Source organism: Prochlorococcus marinus str. MIT 9313 (genome assembly GCF_000011485.1).
GTDB classification, from domain to species: domain Bacteria; phylum Cyanobacteriota; class Cyanobacteriia; order PCC-6307; family Cyanobiaceae; genus Prochlorococcus; species Prochlorococcus marinus_D.
This window is the reverse complement of record NC_005071.1, coordinates 358,521-374,546: the sequence shown is the minus strand read 5'-3', so window position 1 is coordinate 374,546 and position 16,026 is coordinate 358,521. Positions and strand designations below refer to the sequence as shown.

Annotated in this window: 14 protein-coding genes, 1 tRNA gene, 1 other RNA gene and 1 pseudogene; 12 read left to right on the top strand and 5 right to left on the bottom strand. The window is 55.6% G+C overall.

Annotated elements, in window-relative coordinates; translation table 11 throughout:
- Nucleotides 1-102 precede the first annotated feature (102 nt).
- From AKG35_RS01745 to AKG35_RS01735, 3 genes are all read right to left on the bottom strand, one after another.
- Nucleotides 103-1,443, bottom strand: a complete 1,341-nt coding sequence (locus tag AKG35_RS01745; protein WP_052646212.1) for an FAD-binding oxidoreductase — start codon at nt 1,441-1,443, stop codon at nt 103-105.
- Between the two features lie 497 nt (nt 1,444-1,940).
- Nucleotides 1,941-3,194, bottom strand: a complete 1,254-nt coding sequence (locus tag AKG35_RS01740; protein WP_011129705.1) for an amidohydrolase family protein — start codon at nt 3,192-3,194, stop codon at nt 1,941-1,943.
- Nucleotides 3,191-3,544: a DUF4359 domain-containing protein gene (locus AKG35_RS01735; protein WP_236069632.1), complete on the bottom strand. Its 354-nt coding sequence runs from the start codon at nt 3,542-3,544 to the stop codon at nt 3,191-3,193. The genes AKG35_RS01740 and AKG35_RS01735 overlap by 4 nt, the downstream gene beginning before the upstream one ends.
- Before the next feature lie 120 nt (nt 3,545-3,664).
- Here AKG35_RS01735 and AKG35_RS01730 point away from each other — a divergent pair.
- From AKG35_RS01730 to ftsZ, 6 genes are all read left to right on the top strand, one after another.
- Nucleotides 3,665-3,737 (top strand) — tRNA-His (locus tag AKG35_RS01730).
- A gap of 310 nt (nt 3,738-4,047) precedes the next feature.
- Nucleotides 4,048-5,490, top strand: a complete 1,443-nt coding sequence (miaB, locus tag AKG35_RS01725; RefSeq protein ID WP_011129702.1) for a tRNA (N6-isopentenyl adenosine(37)-C2)-methylthiotransferase MiaB — start codon at nt 4,048-4,050, stop codon at nt 5,488-5,490.
- Nucleotides 5,491-5,530: 40 nt separating this feature from the next.
- Entirely contained in the window at nt 5,531-6,592 is a 1,062-nt protein-coding gene (locus tag AKG35_RS01720; RefSeq protein WP_011129701.1) for a D-alanine--D-alanine ligase family protein, read from the top strand.
- A 48-nt stretch (nt 6,593-6,640) separates the two neighbouring features.
- A complete protein-coding gene (locus AKG35_RS01715) occupies nt 6,641-7,051 on the top strand; it encodes a hypothetical protein (RefSeq protein WP_036911846.1) in 411 nt (136 codons plus the stop codon).
- Nucleotides 7,048-7,857: a cell division protein FtsQ/DivIB gene (locus tag AKG35_RS01710; protein WP_011129699.1), complete on the top strand. Its 810-nt coding sequence runs from the start codon at nt 7,048-7,050 to the stop codon at nt 7,855-7,857. The genes AKG35_RS01715 and AKG35_RS01710 overlap by 4 nt, the downstream gene beginning before the upstream one ends.
- A gap of 188 nt (nt 7,858-8,045) precedes the next feature.
- The gene (gene ftsZ, locus AKG35_RS01705) at nt 8,046-9,155 is read left to right on the top strand and encodes a cell division protein FtsZ (protein WP_197524592.1); all 1,110 of its coding nucleotides are present in this window, start codon (nt 8,046-8,048) and stop codon (nt 9,153-9,155) included.
- Nucleotides 9,156-9,169: 14 nt separating this feature from the next.
- Here the strand turns inward: ftsZ and ffs are convergent.
- An RNA gene (gene ffs, locus AKG35_RS12115) (signal recognition particle sRNA small type) lies at nt 9,170-9,266 on the bottom strand.
- Between the two features lie 43 nt (nt 9,267-9,309).
- On the opposite strand from ffs, the gene panB reads away from it, so the two are divergent.
- On the top strand, nt 9,310-10,128 hold the full coding sequence (gene panB / locus AKG35_RS12200; RefSeq protein ID WP_011129697.1) for a 3-methyl-2-oxobutanoate hydroxymethyltransferase: 819 nt from the start codon (nt 9,310-9,312) through the stop codon (nt 10,126-10,128).
- A gap of 73 nt (nt 10,129-10,201) precedes the next feature.
- On the opposite strand, the pseudogene hemW reads toward panB, so the two are convergent.
- Nucleotides 10,202-11,314, bottom strand: a pseudogene (gene hemW, locus AKG35_RS01690) (radical SAM family heme chaperone HemW); the annotation flags it as partial.
- 49 nt (nt 11,315-11,363) lie between these two features.
- Here hemW and AKG35_RS01685 point away from each other — a divergent pair.
- From AKG35_RS01685 to cbiB, 5 genes are all read left to right on the top strand, one after another.
- Nucleotides 11,364-12,533 carry a PIN/TRAM domain-containing protein gene (locus AKG35_RS01685; RefSeq protein WP_011129695.1) on the top strand — a complete coding sequence of 390 codons (1,170 nt, stop codon included), beginning with the start codon at nt 11,364-11,366 and terminating at the stop codon, nt 12,531-12,533.
- Between the two features lie 30 nt (nt 12,534-12,563).
- Entirely contained in the window at nt 12,564-13,235 is a 672-nt protein-coding gene (locus AKG35_RS01680) for an ATP-dependent Clp protease proteolytic subunit (RefSeq protein ID WP_011129694.1), read from the top strand.
- A gap of 89 nt (nt 13,236-13,324) precedes the next feature.
- Nucleotides 13,325-13,927 carry an ATP-dependent Clp protease proteolytic subunit gene (locus AKG35_RS01675; RefSeq protein ID WP_011129693.1) on the top strand — a complete coding sequence of 201 codons (603 nt, stop codon included), beginning with the start codon at nt 13,325-13,327 and terminating at the stop codon, nt 13,925-13,927.
- 106 nt (nt 13,928-14,033) lie between these two features.
- Nucleotides 14,034-15,029: a ketol-acid reductoisomerase gene (ilvC, locus tag AKG35_RS01670; protein WP_011129692.1), complete on the top strand. Its 996-nt coding sequence runs from the start codon at nt 14,034-14,036 to the stop codon at nt 15,027-15,029.
- On the top strand, nt 15,026-16,024 hold the full coding sequence (gene cbiB / locus AKG35_RS01665) for an adenosylcobinamide-phosphate synthase CbiB (protein ID WP_419177154.1): 999 nt from the start codon (nt 15,026-15,028) through the stop codon (nt 16,022-16,024). The genes ilvC and cbiB overlap by 4 nt, the downstream gene beginning before the upstream one ends.
- Nucleotides 16,025-16,026 lie beyond the last annotated feature (2 nt).

The window sequence follows — 16,026 nt, the reverse complement described above, 5'->3', positions numbered from 1 at the left end:
AAGAACAGGATTAATGCTCTTCTTATCCAAGTCTTTTCTAAACAGTGGATTGGTACCAGTAGCACAATTTGAGCTTGGATTCTCAACGTTTGGAACGAACTTCTACAAGCAGCCCCTCAGCTTGCCTGGATTGAGCACACCCTTGGGGTCATAACGACACTTAGCCGCCACCTGATCGGCATCAACAACCCCAAGCCCCCCATCTTCAACAGTGATCACATGGGGGTTGAACACAACAGCCCCAAGCTGCCTGCAATCGTTCATCAACTGCTCCAACGACTGTCGGCCGCGCCAGCGAACGATGGGTAACGCCGCCAAGCGTTGAACACCCTGTTGTCGCACCGCCTCCAGATGCCAAAGAAGATCATCGCCCCATTGCTGCTTGAGAACCTTCATGGCAGCTAACTCAGGCTGTGGCAAAAGCATCTGCAAGTAAGTCCAGTCGGGATCCACAGCACGCATATGCATCGTGGTGTGGTTCCAGGTGAGCTCACGCAACCCTGTGCCACCCCGATCAGCCTCTTGTCCCCATACCTTGCAATGAGCTCCTGCCTCTTCTGCCAGACGCTCCAGGGTGCTCACACCATCTGGAGCGACGAGTAGCAGCAGGCGATGCTGGCCATTAGAAGCACCACACCAGTGTGGTAGCTGATCGACAATTGGTCGCTCATGCAAGCTACAGAGATGAAGATCAACCGCTGCACGAGTACAGCGGAGCGCAAGAGCCACGGCCTCTGACCAATCCTCACAATCGATCATCACTTCCTGCCAGGCGACAGCCGGAGCAGTTGCCAAGCTCAAGGCCGTGATGATGCCATTGCTGCCATAAGCATGATTGAGGGCCTCTGATCCAGCCGCATCCAACTGCAACTGGCGGGGCGAATCCTCAGCAGTCACGACCTCCAAGGCCAACAGATGGCCCGGATCACGCAAGAAGCCCCAACGCACCGAACCAATCCCACCCGAGCCGCCAGCCACGAATCCACCCACCGAAGCACTTCGCCAACTGGATGGCAGCAGACGCAGCTGCCGACCAAGGCGAGAAAGATGTTGATCTAGATCGCGCAGCAAACAGCCCGACTCGACCGTCACCACTCCCGTGTCGGGATCGAGATGCCGAACCTTAGAAAGTGCACCCATCAGCATGACCACCCCCCCCTGGAGAGGAACGCACTGGCCGTAGTTCCCTGTTCCTGCACCTCTCAGTGTTAAGGGGATGCCATGCCTTGTACAAGCACCAGCCACAACCGCCACCGCCGCCACCGTGTGGGGGCGGACAACAACATCGGCGCAACAGCCCTCCAGCTGCTCACGCAATACAGGAGAGAAGTCATAGGCATCCCTTGAAAAGCGCTTCAACTCAACCGGCGCATCAATGAGCTCCAAATCAGCAACGGCCGTCAGCTCGGCACAACAATCGGCAAGGAGTCTGGTGCTGGTCATTGGCCAAACCGCTAAGACAAATTGATAGCGGCAATCCATCGACAGAGCAAACGTTAAGCAGCCAAGCGAGCCTCCAAAGCGGTTAGATCTCTAGACTTAGCAGCTCATTTAACTTTCAAAGTCGAAGCAAACCACCCCCTACATAGACCTATAAAGCCACTATTAGTAACTACATCTAAATAATATCTCTACCCATAGAACTATAGTTACATGTGCAAGTTCCACAATCAATACCAGTTTCTCCGTTAAAGTCCATCAGCCTTAATAGGCTCACAACTTTTAGAGCAAAATCTGATCTTTAAAAAAGGTTTAACACCTTGAATTCCGTCATTACCACGAAGCCATGATCCCCTCAGCGTTACAGATAAATATCTCTTAATTAATTCTTCCATCGCTCAAAACAAGGATCAAAAAAACAATAATGTTGAATAGCAACCCAAAAGACTTCGACATTCAAACAATAAAACACCTGCTCTTTCTTGATTGAGGAAAGACGCTTATTGGTCTAGGTCTTGCAGACAGTTTCCATCAACAATCACCTCCCGGCGGGGTGGAACAGCTAGGGCCTCAGCCCAGCTGCCAGCCTCCAAAAGCAGCAGGTTGGCTGGGCTGCCTGGCTGCAATGTTCCCTCCCAAGATAGGCTCATCACCCTGGCCGCCGCTGTTGTGAAAGGAGCAAGCCCTAAGCGCTGCCAAGGTGCCAGATGAGCCAAAGGCAACGAAAAAGCCATCAATGCCAAAGGGTCAAAGTTGCCAACCGGGAACCAGGGATCTTGAACGTTGTCGCCTCCCACAGCCACCGTTACGCCTGCCAGCTGGAGTTGATGGATGGGTGCCAGAGGTCGCTCCACAGGAGTGCGACGAGGTTGCTTTGACAACAACCAGCCATTGGTCAGCGGCAGAGAAACCACATTGAGTCGATGATGCGCCATCCGATCAGCCAAACGACTCACTGCTCCCGGCGGCAACAACCCCATGCTGCTGGCATGACTACAAGTGATCGGCACTGTGATTGACATGCGATCAAGCACTAAAAGCAGTTGCTTTAAGCCAGCCGCAGGATGGCTTTGCGACTCATCAATGTGAAGGTCAATGCCACAGCCCAAGCGATCGGCAAGTTGCAGCATCTGCCGCAATGAATCTCGCGTCTTCCCCGGATCAAAAGGGGGCACAACCACACCACCCAGCAGACCTCCTACCTCTGCGACCCGACCCGCTAGCTGATCGCCTTCGCGGGTGCTCCAGTGCTCAATCGGCACCAGAGCGACCCATTGCAACTCCATCCACTCCTGCCACTGACGCTGTAAATCCAGCAAAGCCTCCCAGCTGCTATCGGTAGCTGGACCAAGGCTGTCGACATGACTGCGCATGGCTCTCAAGCCATGCCTCAACGCAAGCTTGAGAGATCTCTCAGCACGCTGCCTCACCCCAATCAAAGTGCGGCTTTGACGCTCCTTAAAGTTCGCAACCATGGCACCGCCATAGGTGCCATGCAGGTTGGGAAAATCAAGCCAGGTGAATGCCTTGTCGAGGTGAGCATGGGGCTCTGCCAACCTCGGCAAAAGCAGCCGCTTCGGCGATAAAACATCAGCATCAATCAGCTCAAAAGAGCAAAGGCGCCCGTCCTGCCAACAAATGCGCAGAGGACATAGACCCTCAGCGGTGACCCGTGCTGATAAGACATCCACTTCCCGTGTCAACAAACCACGCGGCACCCAAGCCTCTAGGCATCCCTTGCGCTCCTGGCTCACTCCAATTTGCCCGGTTCCGTCCGAGTCTGAATAGTCAAGAAATGCCCAGCGCCCGCAATGGTTGTCACGGTATAGGAGGGCAGACGCATCTTAGGGAGCAAATTCCGACCATCCAACTTGGTCGTGTAAAGACTGACAAAACCAAAATTGAGTCTTGTGGTGAACTCTCCTGCAACGGATGCCAGCACCGGCTGTTGCGCTGCGATCAGCTCTGGACAATTTCTAATCCAAAGCCTCAACACCATCGGCAGCCCCTTCTGCTCACATAACTCATCAGTCGCAAGTTCCACCAACTGATCACCTGCATAATCGCTGTAATCCTCCATGGAAGGGTTGGTCCAAACCAACACCGCACCACAACCTGCAAGGACTAAAACACCAGCCAGCCATGGTCCGGATGGCCAGCAACGTTGATCAAATGGGTTCTGCAGGATGGCTTCAAGGCGAATTGGTAAATTCTTACCGACGCGGCGGGCGTCGCCAAGTGGTTAAGGCAGCGGCTTGTGGCGCCGCTATTCGGGGGTTCGAATCCCCTCGCTCGCCCTCAACTTTTCCATGGCTTCACAAGAGTCAAAACCTCCACAACTAGCAAGCCCCAACTGCAACGCCTAGAAGCTCTTCGAAGCCTGCTAAGCGGTGTGAACGCCGCCTTCACTGCTAGAAGAAAGCCAGCTGATCATCAAGGCCTCGGGGCAGCCAAATTAAGCTGTATACGAGTTGCAAAAAGCATCTACCAGCAATGTTGAAGACACTCCAACGGCTGAGCAACTGAAATAAATAAATAGCGTTCACGACCTCATCTCCAAATCAACACAATCCATCAGGGCTCGACACACTGAAGGAGTTGATGAGATTGTTTCGATCGTTCGCTTCGCCTCTTGCCTTGGTCGCCACCTCCGCCATCGCTAGTAATCCGGCAACAACCGCACAGCATCAAGGCAGTTTCTGGATTCAAACCTTCGGTTGCCAGATGAACAAGGCCGATTCAGAGCGCATGGCCGGAATTCTTGAGGCGATGGGATACCACGAGGCGCCAGCAGAACTAGAAGCTGATCTCGTGCTCTACAACACCTGCACAATTCGCGATAACGCCGAGCAGAAGGTTTACAGCTACCTAGGACGCCAGGCCCGCCGCAAACGAACACACCCCCATCTGAAGCTGGTCGTTGCCGGTTGCGTAGCACAACAGGAAGGAGAAGCGCTACTGCGACGAATCCCTGAACTCGACCTTGTGATGGGGCCCCAACACGCCAACCGCCTTGAAGCCCTACTCACACAGGTGGACAATGGTCAGCAGGTTGTCGCCACAGATGACAACCACATTCTCGAGGACCTCACCACAGCTCGACGGGACAGCACAATCTGCGCCTGGGTCAATGTGATTTACGGCTGTAACGAGCGTTGTACCTATTGCGTGGTGCCCTCCGTTCGGGGGAAGGAGCAATCAAGGTCGCCAGAGGCGATCCGACTGGAGATCGAGGGCCTGGCCGCCCGTGGATTTCGGGAGATCACACTGCTTGGCCAGAACATTGATGCTTATGGACGCGATCTGCCCGGGATCACCCCTGAAGGCCGGCGCCAAAACACACTCACCGATCTTCTCCATCACATTCATGACGTGGAAGGAATCGAGCGCATCCGCTTTGCGACAAGCCATCCGCGCTACTTCACGGAACGATTGATCGAAGCTTGCTTTGATCTACCCAAAGTGTGCGAACACTTCCACATCCCTTTCCAAAGCGGTGATAACGATGTGCTTAAGGCCATGGCTAGGGGTTACACAGTGGAGCGTTATCGACGCATCGTGAACCGAATCCGGGAGCTTATGCCCGATGCCGCTATCAGTACTGATGTGATCGTGGCCTTCCCAGGCGAAACCGACGCCCAGTTCCAAAACACCTTGAACCTCCTCGAGGAAGTGGGTTTCGACCAGGTAAACACCGCGGCTTACTCCCCCCGTCCAAATACGCCTGCAGCCACCTGGAGCAACCAACTCCCCGAAGCGGTGAAAGTGGAGCGACTCAAGCAACTCAATGCGCTGGTGGAACGCATAGCCCTGCAGCGCAATAGCCGCTACTCCGGCAAGGTAGAACAGGTGCTAGCCGAAGGGATCAATCCCAAAAAACCACAACAGCTGATGGGACGCACCCGCACCAACCGGCTCACATTCTTTGCGACCGAAGGACCCCAAGGTTGCCGCTATAGCCCAGGCGATCTCGTCGACATTCAGATCAATAGTGTGCGTGCTTTCTCCCTGAGCGGAACCCCTTGTGAGCAAACCAGAAGTCGGCACTGATAACTTTGGTCGCTAACACCCAAGGCCTTGCAGTATCTCCATGCCTTCCTCCCGCACCTGTGTAGGCGTGGTGTTCGGCGGCGCGTCCGAGGAACATGCTGTTTCAATCCGATCAGCCATCACGGTGGTCGGAGCCCTACGCAGCGAAGTGAACAACAATCGCTTCGAGGTCATTGCGATTTACATCGACCAACGAGGCCGCTGGTGGCCAGCTGGCGTTGCCGAAGCAGTGCTGAAGCAAGGTCATCCCGCCAAACCGGAACAACTGTCGACACCGCTTGCCCCGCAGGGCTTTACCAAACTGCCTGAGGGGAGCGAAAGGGTACAGGTCTGGTATCCAGTTCTGCATGGTCCCAATGGCGAAGACGGCACCGTGCAGGGCCTGTTCACCCTGATGGGACAACCTTTTGTGGGTTCAGGCGTACTCGGCTCTGCCCTCAGCATGGACAAGTTGGCCATGAAAGCCGCTTTCGCTGCAGCAGGGTTACCACAGGTGCCTTACGCCGCCGTTGATGCCGCAGATCTCCTTGAAACCGAATCGCGTCAAGGCGTCGCCAAACACTTGGAGGCCAAACTCAAATACCCATGTTTTGTCAAACCCGCCAACCTGGGTTCTTCAGTCGGTATCAGCAAAGCTCAAAACCGCAACGAGCTGCTTATCGGTCTCGATAAGGCTGCCAGCCTTGATCGGCGCATTGTGGTGGAGCAGGGAGTGAGCGCAAGAGAGCTTGAATGCGCTGTCCTAGGCAAGCGTGAACTGCAAACCTCTGTCGTAGGGGAGATTTGCTTTGATGCGGACTGGTACGACTACGACACCAAATACAGCGAAAATTGCAGCCATACGCTCATTCCAGCGCCTCTACCAGAGGGAGTTGAAGCACAAATCCGCACACTGGCGTTACAAGCCTGTCGCTGCGTAGCCGCCCATGGCATGGCCAGGGTCGACTTTTTTTACAACGCTGCACGCAATGAAATTTGGCTCAATGAGATCAACACCCTGCCAGGCTTCACATCTCAGAGCATGTATCCAATGCTCTGGGAGGCTTCTGGTGTAACGCTCGAAGAGCTCGTGAGCCAACTTGTGATCACAGCGAGAGAATAAACAAGTTCCAACTTGATGGCATTCCGGACTTCCATCTTTGACCTGCCAATGATTCACGGTCTGCTCTGGTTCCCCCTGCTCCTGGTTTTTGTGCTTCTCACTGCTCTCGGGTGGCTAGAGAGGCGGCGGCAAAACCTCTTCCGCGTCTGGGCTGAGGACTCTGAGCTATCCAAACTTGACGGCTCAGGAGCTGCTCGACTGAAACAAGGCATGCTCAGCTGGAGCAGCTTTGAAGCAGGCCGTTTCCAAGAGCAGGGCAACTTTGAAGTCACCAAGCTGGAGATGCTGGAACTGATGGCCCTGACCTCAGGGGAAGCTCCTCTCACCCAAGAATCTCAGGGCCGTTGTCGACTTCGGCTGATCGGCAATGGCCAAGAAATGGATGTGCCCTTTGCCGATGCAGAACAGGCTCGCCGTTGGGTGGATCAGCTGATGGCCCGGGCACGCTGTGACCTGTGAGCTCATCCACCCCTGATCGACGGCCTGCAAACGGCCCAGGGGTAGAAAGGCGGCGCCGGTTGCGCCAACAACGCCGCCGAGAGCAACTGATCTACCTCTGGCGAATGTTGACATTCATCTCTATTGCAGCAGGCCTGGGATGGGTACTACTCAGCCAAGGATGGAGCCTCAACAACGCCAAGCAAATCCATGTGCAAGGCAGCCGCAACATCCAAACAAACACCGTGATCAAGGCCGGTGCGCTCCACTTCCCCCAGCCACTTCTTGGTTTCAATCCCAAAGAACTAGAGCAGACCCTGCTGCGCAAACTGCCGCTCAACTCGGTCGTCGTGCAAAGGCGCCTACTCCCTCCAGGAATAGATGTGGCTCTTCAAGAACGAAAACCCGTTGCTTATGCACTACGAAAACGCGCCTATGGCCAAGAGCAGGGCATGGTCGACAGCACTGCGATGTGGATACCACTCAACGTGGCAAAACAAGGCGAGCGTCCCTCTACAAACTTGACTGTAGAAGGCTGGACGGCCAGCAAACGGCAAGCCATTTCCCAGGTACTGGAGCAACGAAATCAGCTTGGTAGCCCCCTAGAGCGAATCCTCGTGGCTCCTGATGGAGAGCTCAGCCTGCAAACCAAGACCCTTGGCCTGATTCAGCTAGGCAGCAATAGCACCCTGCTGAAGGAGCAACTAGAAACTGTGGCCCAATTGAGCAAAACCCTGCCGTCAAGTTTTCGCCATAAAACAGGCACAACAATCGACATGAGCGATCCCTCCAAACCGGAACTGCAAATGCCCCAACCTTCTAAGTGAGGTCAATCGTCCTGCAAGGCATGCCAAGCAAAAGCAATGACAGATGACCTGAAATCGCCAAATGTCCGTTACAGAGATGGCGCAAAAAATCAACTGTGTTGAAACTTTCAGCGAAAAGCTCCCACACAGACATAATGCATCAACACCTCAATGGTTCGACATCGACAATGGAGATGGCGATCAAAAACATGTCCATGTCCACCTCCATGGAGACCGCAGGGATCCTTCCCAGCCAATCAGCTCGCATTGAAGTAATTGGCGTCGGCGGAGGCGGCAGCAATGCCGTCAACCGCATGATTCTCAGTGACCTCGATGGTGTGAACTATCGGGTCATGAATACGGACGCTCAGGCCCTGCTTCAGTCTGCAGCCAGTAACCGCGTGCAGCTGGGTCAGACCCTTACGAGAGGGTTAGGAGCTGGCGGTAATCCCAGCATCGGCCAGAAGGCGGCGGAGGAATCTCGAGCAGAACTGCAACAAGCTCTGCAAGGAGTCGATCTCGTCTTCATCGCCGTTGGCATGGGTGGCGGAACCGGCACTGGTGCCGCTCCAGTGGTTGCCGAAGTTGCCAAGGAAAGCGGTGCGCTCACTGTGGGCATCGTCACCAAACCCTTTAGCTTTGAGGGACGTCGTCGCATGCGACAGGCCGCTGAAGGCATTGGCCGCCTGGCCGATCATGTGGATACCTTGATTGTGATCCCCAACGACCGCATTAAAGACGTCATCTCCGAAGCTCCGCTTCAAGAAGCCTTCCGAAGTGCAGATGACATCCTGCGTATGGGTGTTAAAGGTATCAGTGACATCATCACCTGCCCTGGCCTTGTCAATGTGGACTTCGCCGACGTGCGTTCGGTGATGACCGAAGCCGGCACGGCCCTGCTAGGGATTGGTGAAGGTTCAGGACGTTCCAGGGCGATAGAAGCAGCCCAGGCTGCCATCAGCAGTCCGCTACTGGAAGCGGCCCGCATCGACGGAGCCAAAGGTTGCGTCATCAACATCAGCGGCGGTCGCGACATGACCCTTGAGGACATGACCTCCGCATCGGAAGTGATCTACGACGTGGTCGATCCAGAAGCCAACATCATTGTTGGAGCTGTTGTAGACGAGAAACTCGAAGGTGAAGTTCACGTCACCGTGATCGCCACAGGCTTTGAAGGCAACCAGCCTTACCGGAGCGAACGCTCAATCAACAAGATTGCCTCTCAATCGATCTATAGCCAGCCTGAAGCCAACGAATCGGGCGCACGAATTCCAGAATTTCTGCGCAAGCGTCAACCTCGCAACGATAACGAGATCTAACCTTCATCCATGTGGGTGACCCGGAGTCCACGCCTGTCACGAGCATCCCGTGTGGCTGCTCCCTTCCGGTCCTGACCAGATTTAGGCGTCGCGGCCGCATGGGTCCGAGTCAACACGATGCTAGCAATGGACCCTCGAGGGCCTGGAGAAGCAGATGCGCCCCAGCGAATTAACTCAACTCAAGCAGGACGGGCGAGCGATCAGCATCCTCACAGCCTGGGATGGCATAAGTGCGGCCTTGGTTGAGGCCGCTGGAGCCGATGTGGTTCTAGTAGGAGACTCCCTAGCGATGGTGGCACTGTGCCATGCAACCACCCTGCCTGTGACAGTGGAGCAGATGCTCCACCACACCAAAGCGGTGGGGAGGGGTTTCACTCGCCCTCTGCCACAACAGCCCCTCGTCGTCTGCGACCTCCCATTCCTGAGCTACCAATGCGGAGAAGACAAGGCTGTAGCTGCAGCTGGAAGCCTGCTCAAGCACTCCTGTGCAGCCGCCGTGAAGCTAGAAGGAGCAGAGCCAGAGGTCCTAGCAGTCATTGAGCGTCTGGTGCGCATGGGGATCCCAGTCATGGGGCATTTGGGCCTCACTCCACAAGCAGTACATCAGCTCGGCTACCGCCGTCAGGCGGAGGACCCTCGCAGCCAAGCGCAAATGCTGCAACAAGCAAAACAACTTGAGCAAGCGGGCTGTTTCGCCCTGGTGGTCGAACATGTGCCGAGTTCCATCGCTCGTTGCCTGAGTCAACAACTCACCATCCCCGTGATCGGTATCGGCGCTGGCGAAGATTGCGATGGACAGGTAAGGGTCACCGCTGACCTGTTGGGACTGACTCCCAGCCAACCCCCCTTCAGTCAACCATTGATCCAAGGTCGCCAGCTGTGCGTAGAAGCCCTTCAAGGTTGGGTGAAGCAACTGCATCAGCAGGCAAAGACTGCCACCACAACAACATCTCCACCAGAACCTGATTGCTGATGGCCATCCCCTCGGGGTCACTGAGCTGCCAACGTCGTCCATGCAGCTCTAACCAGCCCCGATCCAACGCCGCCTGCCAGCGCACCTGCAACGACGGCAATAGAGCGTTGCACTGCTCATGAGTCCAGCCCCAAGCCCTACTGAGGGCCTCAAGATCAACTCCCTCACGGCAACGCAAACCCACCAACAACCGTTCATCCAGAGGTAAGGGTCTTGCCTGAGCCGCAACTAGAGAGGAATCCAGTCCTTCTGCCTCCTGAACCTCAATCCAGTTGCAGTAACCATCCCTTGTGCGCGGACGAGCCAGCCTCTCGCCCCAGGGCGCACTGGTCGCACCCTGACCAAACGCCCACCACCCTGCCCCACTCCAATACACGCGGTTGTGCCGTGAGGCGTGCCCTGGCAAGGCGTAATTGGAGATTTCATAGCGGCCAAATCCTTCCTGACGAAGCAAGACACTGGTGGTCTGCATCTGCTCAGCTGCTAAATCATTATCGGGCAAATCCAACTCACCCCGCCGCTGACGCCAAGCAAATACCGTGCCTGGTTCAACAGATAAATCGTAGATAGAAAGATGAGGTGAACCAGTATCAATAGCCTCAACAAGCTGTTGCTTCCAAGCCACCAGCTCCTGTCCTGGCAGGTTCTGGATGAGATCCAAACTCCAACTTTTCAGCTCTCCGCACTGATGAGCCTGATGCAACCATCCGCAAGCCTCCAGTAAATGGTGGCGACGATGACGGCGCCCAAGCGTCTCGAGCACTGCATCATCGAAACTCTGCCCACCCAAGCTCACCCTGTTGACACCAGCCGCTAACACGGCCTGTAGATAAGCCTGATCGAAACTAGCTGGATCCATTTCCAGTGTGATTTCTGCACCAAGCTGAACGCCAAACCGTTGCCGTAGCTGATCCAACAGGGCACCAATCTGAGCTGAGCTGAGCAGAGATGGTGTTCCCCCGCCGATGTAAACCGTGGCCAGCGTTGGCCCAGGCTTGACAAGCGCAATCTCCCGTTGCAATAGCTGCAGATAAGACTGAATCGAGGCGCTGCCAGAGCCCTTAGCCCCATTGGCATGATCGCCAAGGGGCACGACAGCGAAATCGCAATAAAAGCAACGCCGATGGCAGAAAGGAATGTGCAGATAGGCACTGCGAGGTGGCAACACAGCAAGACCTTCTCTCATCAATCAATCCGCAAAGGTGCGGACATCTGCCCGGGCCAAGCTCCAGAGGATGGTGCATGCTGCCTGCATCCGGAGCGAGCAGACACGATCTGACCCCATGGTTGACCTGCTCATCCTGGTGCTGTTTCTGATCTCTGGCGCGGCCACTGGCTGGCTTGGAGTTGAGCTGTTGCCCGAACGGCTTCTAGAGCAAACGATCAATATCGATCGACTGAGGTTGGTCCTGAGTGGGTTGAGCGCCTGCTTTGGACTTTTGGCTGGATTCTTCTTCCAGCGACTGCGGCAAAGGCTGATGCAGCAGGTTCGCACCATGCCCACCGACCTCTTGGTCAGTCGAGCCGTAGGCCTCATTCTTGGCCTACTGGTTGCCAATTTGCTCCTGGCACCAATCCTGCTTTTGCCCCTCCCATTTGAGGTGGTGTTGGTAAAGCCTCTGGCCGCAGTACTGAGCAATGTCTTCTTTGGAGTCCTTGGATACAACCTGGCGGAGGTCCACGGCCGCACACTGCTACGCCTGTTCAATCCCAACAGCACCGAGGCGTTACTGGTCGCCGATGGGGTTCTAACACCTGCCACTGCAAAGATTCTCGACACCAGCGTGATCATCGATGGCCGCATTAATGGACTACTGGCCTGCGGACTGCTGGAAGGTCAGGCAATCGTGGCCCAAACCGTTATTGATGAACTGCAACAGCTGGCCGATTCAAGCAATGCCGAAAAACGAGCCAAAGGTCGACGCGGTTTGAAGTTGCTCACTGAATTACGCGAAACCTATGGCAGACGGCTGGTTTTAAACAGCACCCGATACGAGGGATCGGGCACTGACGAGCGACTGCTCAAACTCACCGCCGATACAGGCGGGATGTTGGTCACTGCCGATTACAACCTCGCCCAAGTCGCCAAGGTCAAAGACCTCAAAGCCATCAACCTCAGCGAAATCGTGATCGCCCTGCGACCTGAAGTACAACCCGGCGACGAGCTCAAACTCAAGATCGTCAAACAGGGCAAGGAAGACAACCAGGGGGTGGGCTATCTAGAAGACGGCACGATGGTGGTGGTTGAGGGCGCCAGAGAGGCCATTGGAAAGCGGCTACCCGTTGTTGTCACTGGAGCGCTGCAAACCCCTACCGGCAGGATGGTCTTTGGTCGCTTCGAGAAAAATCAGCCAACCCGCAAATCAAGTAAGACCACCGAGCACCCACCGGCTAACCCTCGCTAGTCTCCAAATTCCGCCAAAGATCTGCTGCAGATGACGGTGTCCGCTCCCTACTACGGCGAATCAACCGTGATGCGTACACCGCCTCCGGATTTGCCATCGCTACTTCTCAAGGAACGCATTGTCTACCTAGGACTGCCCCTGTTCTCCGACGACGATGCCAAGCGGCAGCTGGGCATGGATGTGACCGAACTGATCATTGCCCAACTTCTCTATCTGGAGTTCGACAACCCAGAAAAACCCATCTACTTCTATATCAACTCCACTGGTACCAGCTGGTATACGGGTGATGCCGTCGGCTTTGAAACCGAAGCTTTTGCGATCTGTGACACCCTGCGTTACGTCAAACCCCCTGTCCACACCATCTGCATCGGCCAAGCAATGGGCACGGCAGCGGTGATTCTCTCGGCAGGAACCAAAGGCCACAGAGCTGCCCTTCCCCACGCCTCAATCGTGCTGCACCAACCTCGCAGTGGTGCCCAAGGTCAAGCCACCGACATTCAGATCCGTGCCAAGGAAGTGCTGCATAACAAGCAAGCCATGCTCAAAATTCTTGCCAGCAATACAGGCCGCAGCATTGAGCAGTTATCAAAGGATTCTGATCGGATGAGTTATCTCACCCCTGGGGACGCTGTCGAATACGGCATCATCGATCGAATTCTCAGCAGCCGTAAAGAGCTCCCCAGTTCAGAGTCACTGAACTGATCGATCCACTGCAACCCTGGACTAACCCTTCCAGGCATATCTCAGATCATTCCTAATCCAGTTCTGATTTCCTCCTTTCTTTTTTCACCATGCCGATCGGTACCCCAAGCGTTCCCTACCGTCTTCCCGGCAGCCAGATGGAGCGCTGGGTCGACATCTATACCCGCCTGGGGGTGGAAAGGATCCTGTTCCTTGGCCAAGAAGTCAGTGATGGTGTTGCCAACAGCTTGGTGGCCCAGATGCTCTACCTCGATTCTGAAGACAGCACAAAACCGATCTATCTGTACATCAACTCCCCAGGTGGATCAGTAACTGCTGGCCTGGCGATTTACGACACGATGAAATACGTCAAAAGTGATGTTGTAACAATCTGCGTTGGCTTGGCAGCATCGATGGGCGCCTTCCTTCTCACTGCAGGAACCAAAGGGAAAAGACTCGCCCTGCCCCACAGCCGAATCATGATCCACCAACCGCTGGGTGGAACCAACCAACGACAAGCCAGCGATATCGAAATCGAAGCGCGTGAAATCCTGCGCATCAAAGACATGCTCAACCACTCCATGGCAGAGCTGACAGGTCAAAGCTTTGAAAAAATCGAAAAAGACACCGACCGCGACTACTTCTTAAGTGCAGCCGAGGCCAAAGACTATGGCCTCATCGATCGTGTGATTGCCCACCCGAACGAAGCCTGATGCGTTGATTGCACTGACAACCGAAAAAAGGACTATTGGGCCTTCAGCCAAAGCCATGGGGCCCTTGCCTAAGCTCTGACCTTGCCCTGAACGCAATCCAGCCAGGATGGCCCAGCTCTTCTACGACTCCGATGCCGATCTCGGCCTACTCAATGGCAAGACCGTCGCCATCATTGGCTATGGCTCCCAGGGCCATGCCCATGCCCTCAACCTCAAGGACAGCGGCGTAGATGTGGTAGTGGGCCTATATGAAGGCAGCCGCTCCGCCGAGAAAGCCCGCGCCGATGGACTGGAAGTGCTCAGCGTCGCTGAAGCCGCCGCCAAAGCGGACTGGATCATGGTGCTACTACCGGATGAATTCCAAAAAGATGTTTATGCAAAAGAGATCGCCTCTCATCTGAGTTCAGGCAAAGTGTTGAGCTTCGCTCACGGCTTCAACATCCGCTTCGGGTTAATTCAGCCGCCAGCTGATGTCGACGTGGTGATGATTGCTCCCAAGGGGCCTGGCCATACCGTGCGCTGGGAATACCAAAACGGGCAAGGAGTACCAGCCCTATTCGCAATTGAACAAGATGCCTCCGGTCAAGCACGTGCACTGGCCATGGCCTACGCCAAGGGCATCGGCGGCACCCGAGCGGGCATCCTCGAAACCAACTTCAAGGAAGAAACCGAAACCGACTTGTTCGGCGAACAAGCCGTGCTCTGTGGCGGGCTCTCAGAGCTCGTCAAAGCAGGCTTTGAAACCCTTGTAGAAGCTGGCTACCAGCCTGAGCTGGCCTACTTCGAGTGCCTTCACGAGGTGAAGTTAATCGTTGATCTGATGGTGAAGGGCGGCCTCACTGCCATGCGTGATTCAATCTCCAACACTGCCGAATACGGCGACTACGTGAGTGGGCCAAGACTGATCAACGCTGATACCAAAGCTGAGATGAAACGCATCCTCGCTGACATCCAAGACGGCACCTTCGCTAAAAACTTTGTCGCCGAATGCGAATCAGGCAAACCTGAGATGAAGAAGATTCGCGATCGCGATGCCAACCATCCAATTGAGCAAGTCGGCAAAGGTCTCCGCGCCATGTTCAGCTGGTTGAAAACAGCCTGACCCTTGCCATTCTGCTAGTCATCACTGCAGCAGGTCTCGACCTGCTGATCGGTGATCCGCGCTGGTGTCCACATCCCGTTGAGTTGATGGGATCTGTGATCAAACATCTACGTCATCTTGCCGAAGCGATCGCCGGGAATCGCCCTGTGATGCTGCGTGTTGGCGGCGTTCTGATCACCGCTGTGCTGATCAGCGGCAGCGGTGCACTGGGTTGGGCAATCGAACGCCTCGCCCTGCAGGAAGGCATCGCCCCAGCCTGGCTCGGGATCCCCATGCTGGTGATCGCCCTGGCAAGTGCCCTCGCCGCCGGCAGCCTCCGCCACAGCATCTTGAAGGTGTTGAAGGCGCTGCCCACAGACGCGGGAGGAGACCTGTCTATCGCCCGTTTGCAGCTGAGCTGGATCGTGGGACGCGATGTAACCCAGTTGAATGAGCAGGAGATTCTGCGGGCTACCGCTGAAAGCGCAGCCGAAAACGCCGTGGATGGCGTGTTTGCACCGCTGTTTTGGATGCTGATCGGTGCTGGCCTATGGCATGTCTCCAATGCATGGCCAGGCCCTCTAGCCCTGGCCTGGAGCTTCAAGGCCTCCAGCACCCTTGATTCGATGCTGGGCTATCGGCAGGGAACGCTGCAATGGCTAGGCACTGCCGGAGCACGACTCGATGATCTCCTCACCTGGCTCCCCTGCCGCCTGGTGATGCTCACCCTTCCTCTAATCAGCAAGCCTTGGCGCCAACTACCGGCTCTGGTGATGGCAGCGGAACAGGACGGAGCCTTAGATCACTCCCCCAACGCCGGACGGTCCGAAGCGATCTATGCCCACTGTGCCGGGGTGCGAATGGGCGGACGCAACCGATACGGCAACCGATGGGTGGACAAACCCTTGCTGGCAATCGATCAACCGCCGGCAGACCCAGATGCTCTGCAGCGCATCCTGGCACTCACCAGTTGGCTTGAACTGGTCTGGATCATGATTGCTCTGGTTCTGCTCTAACC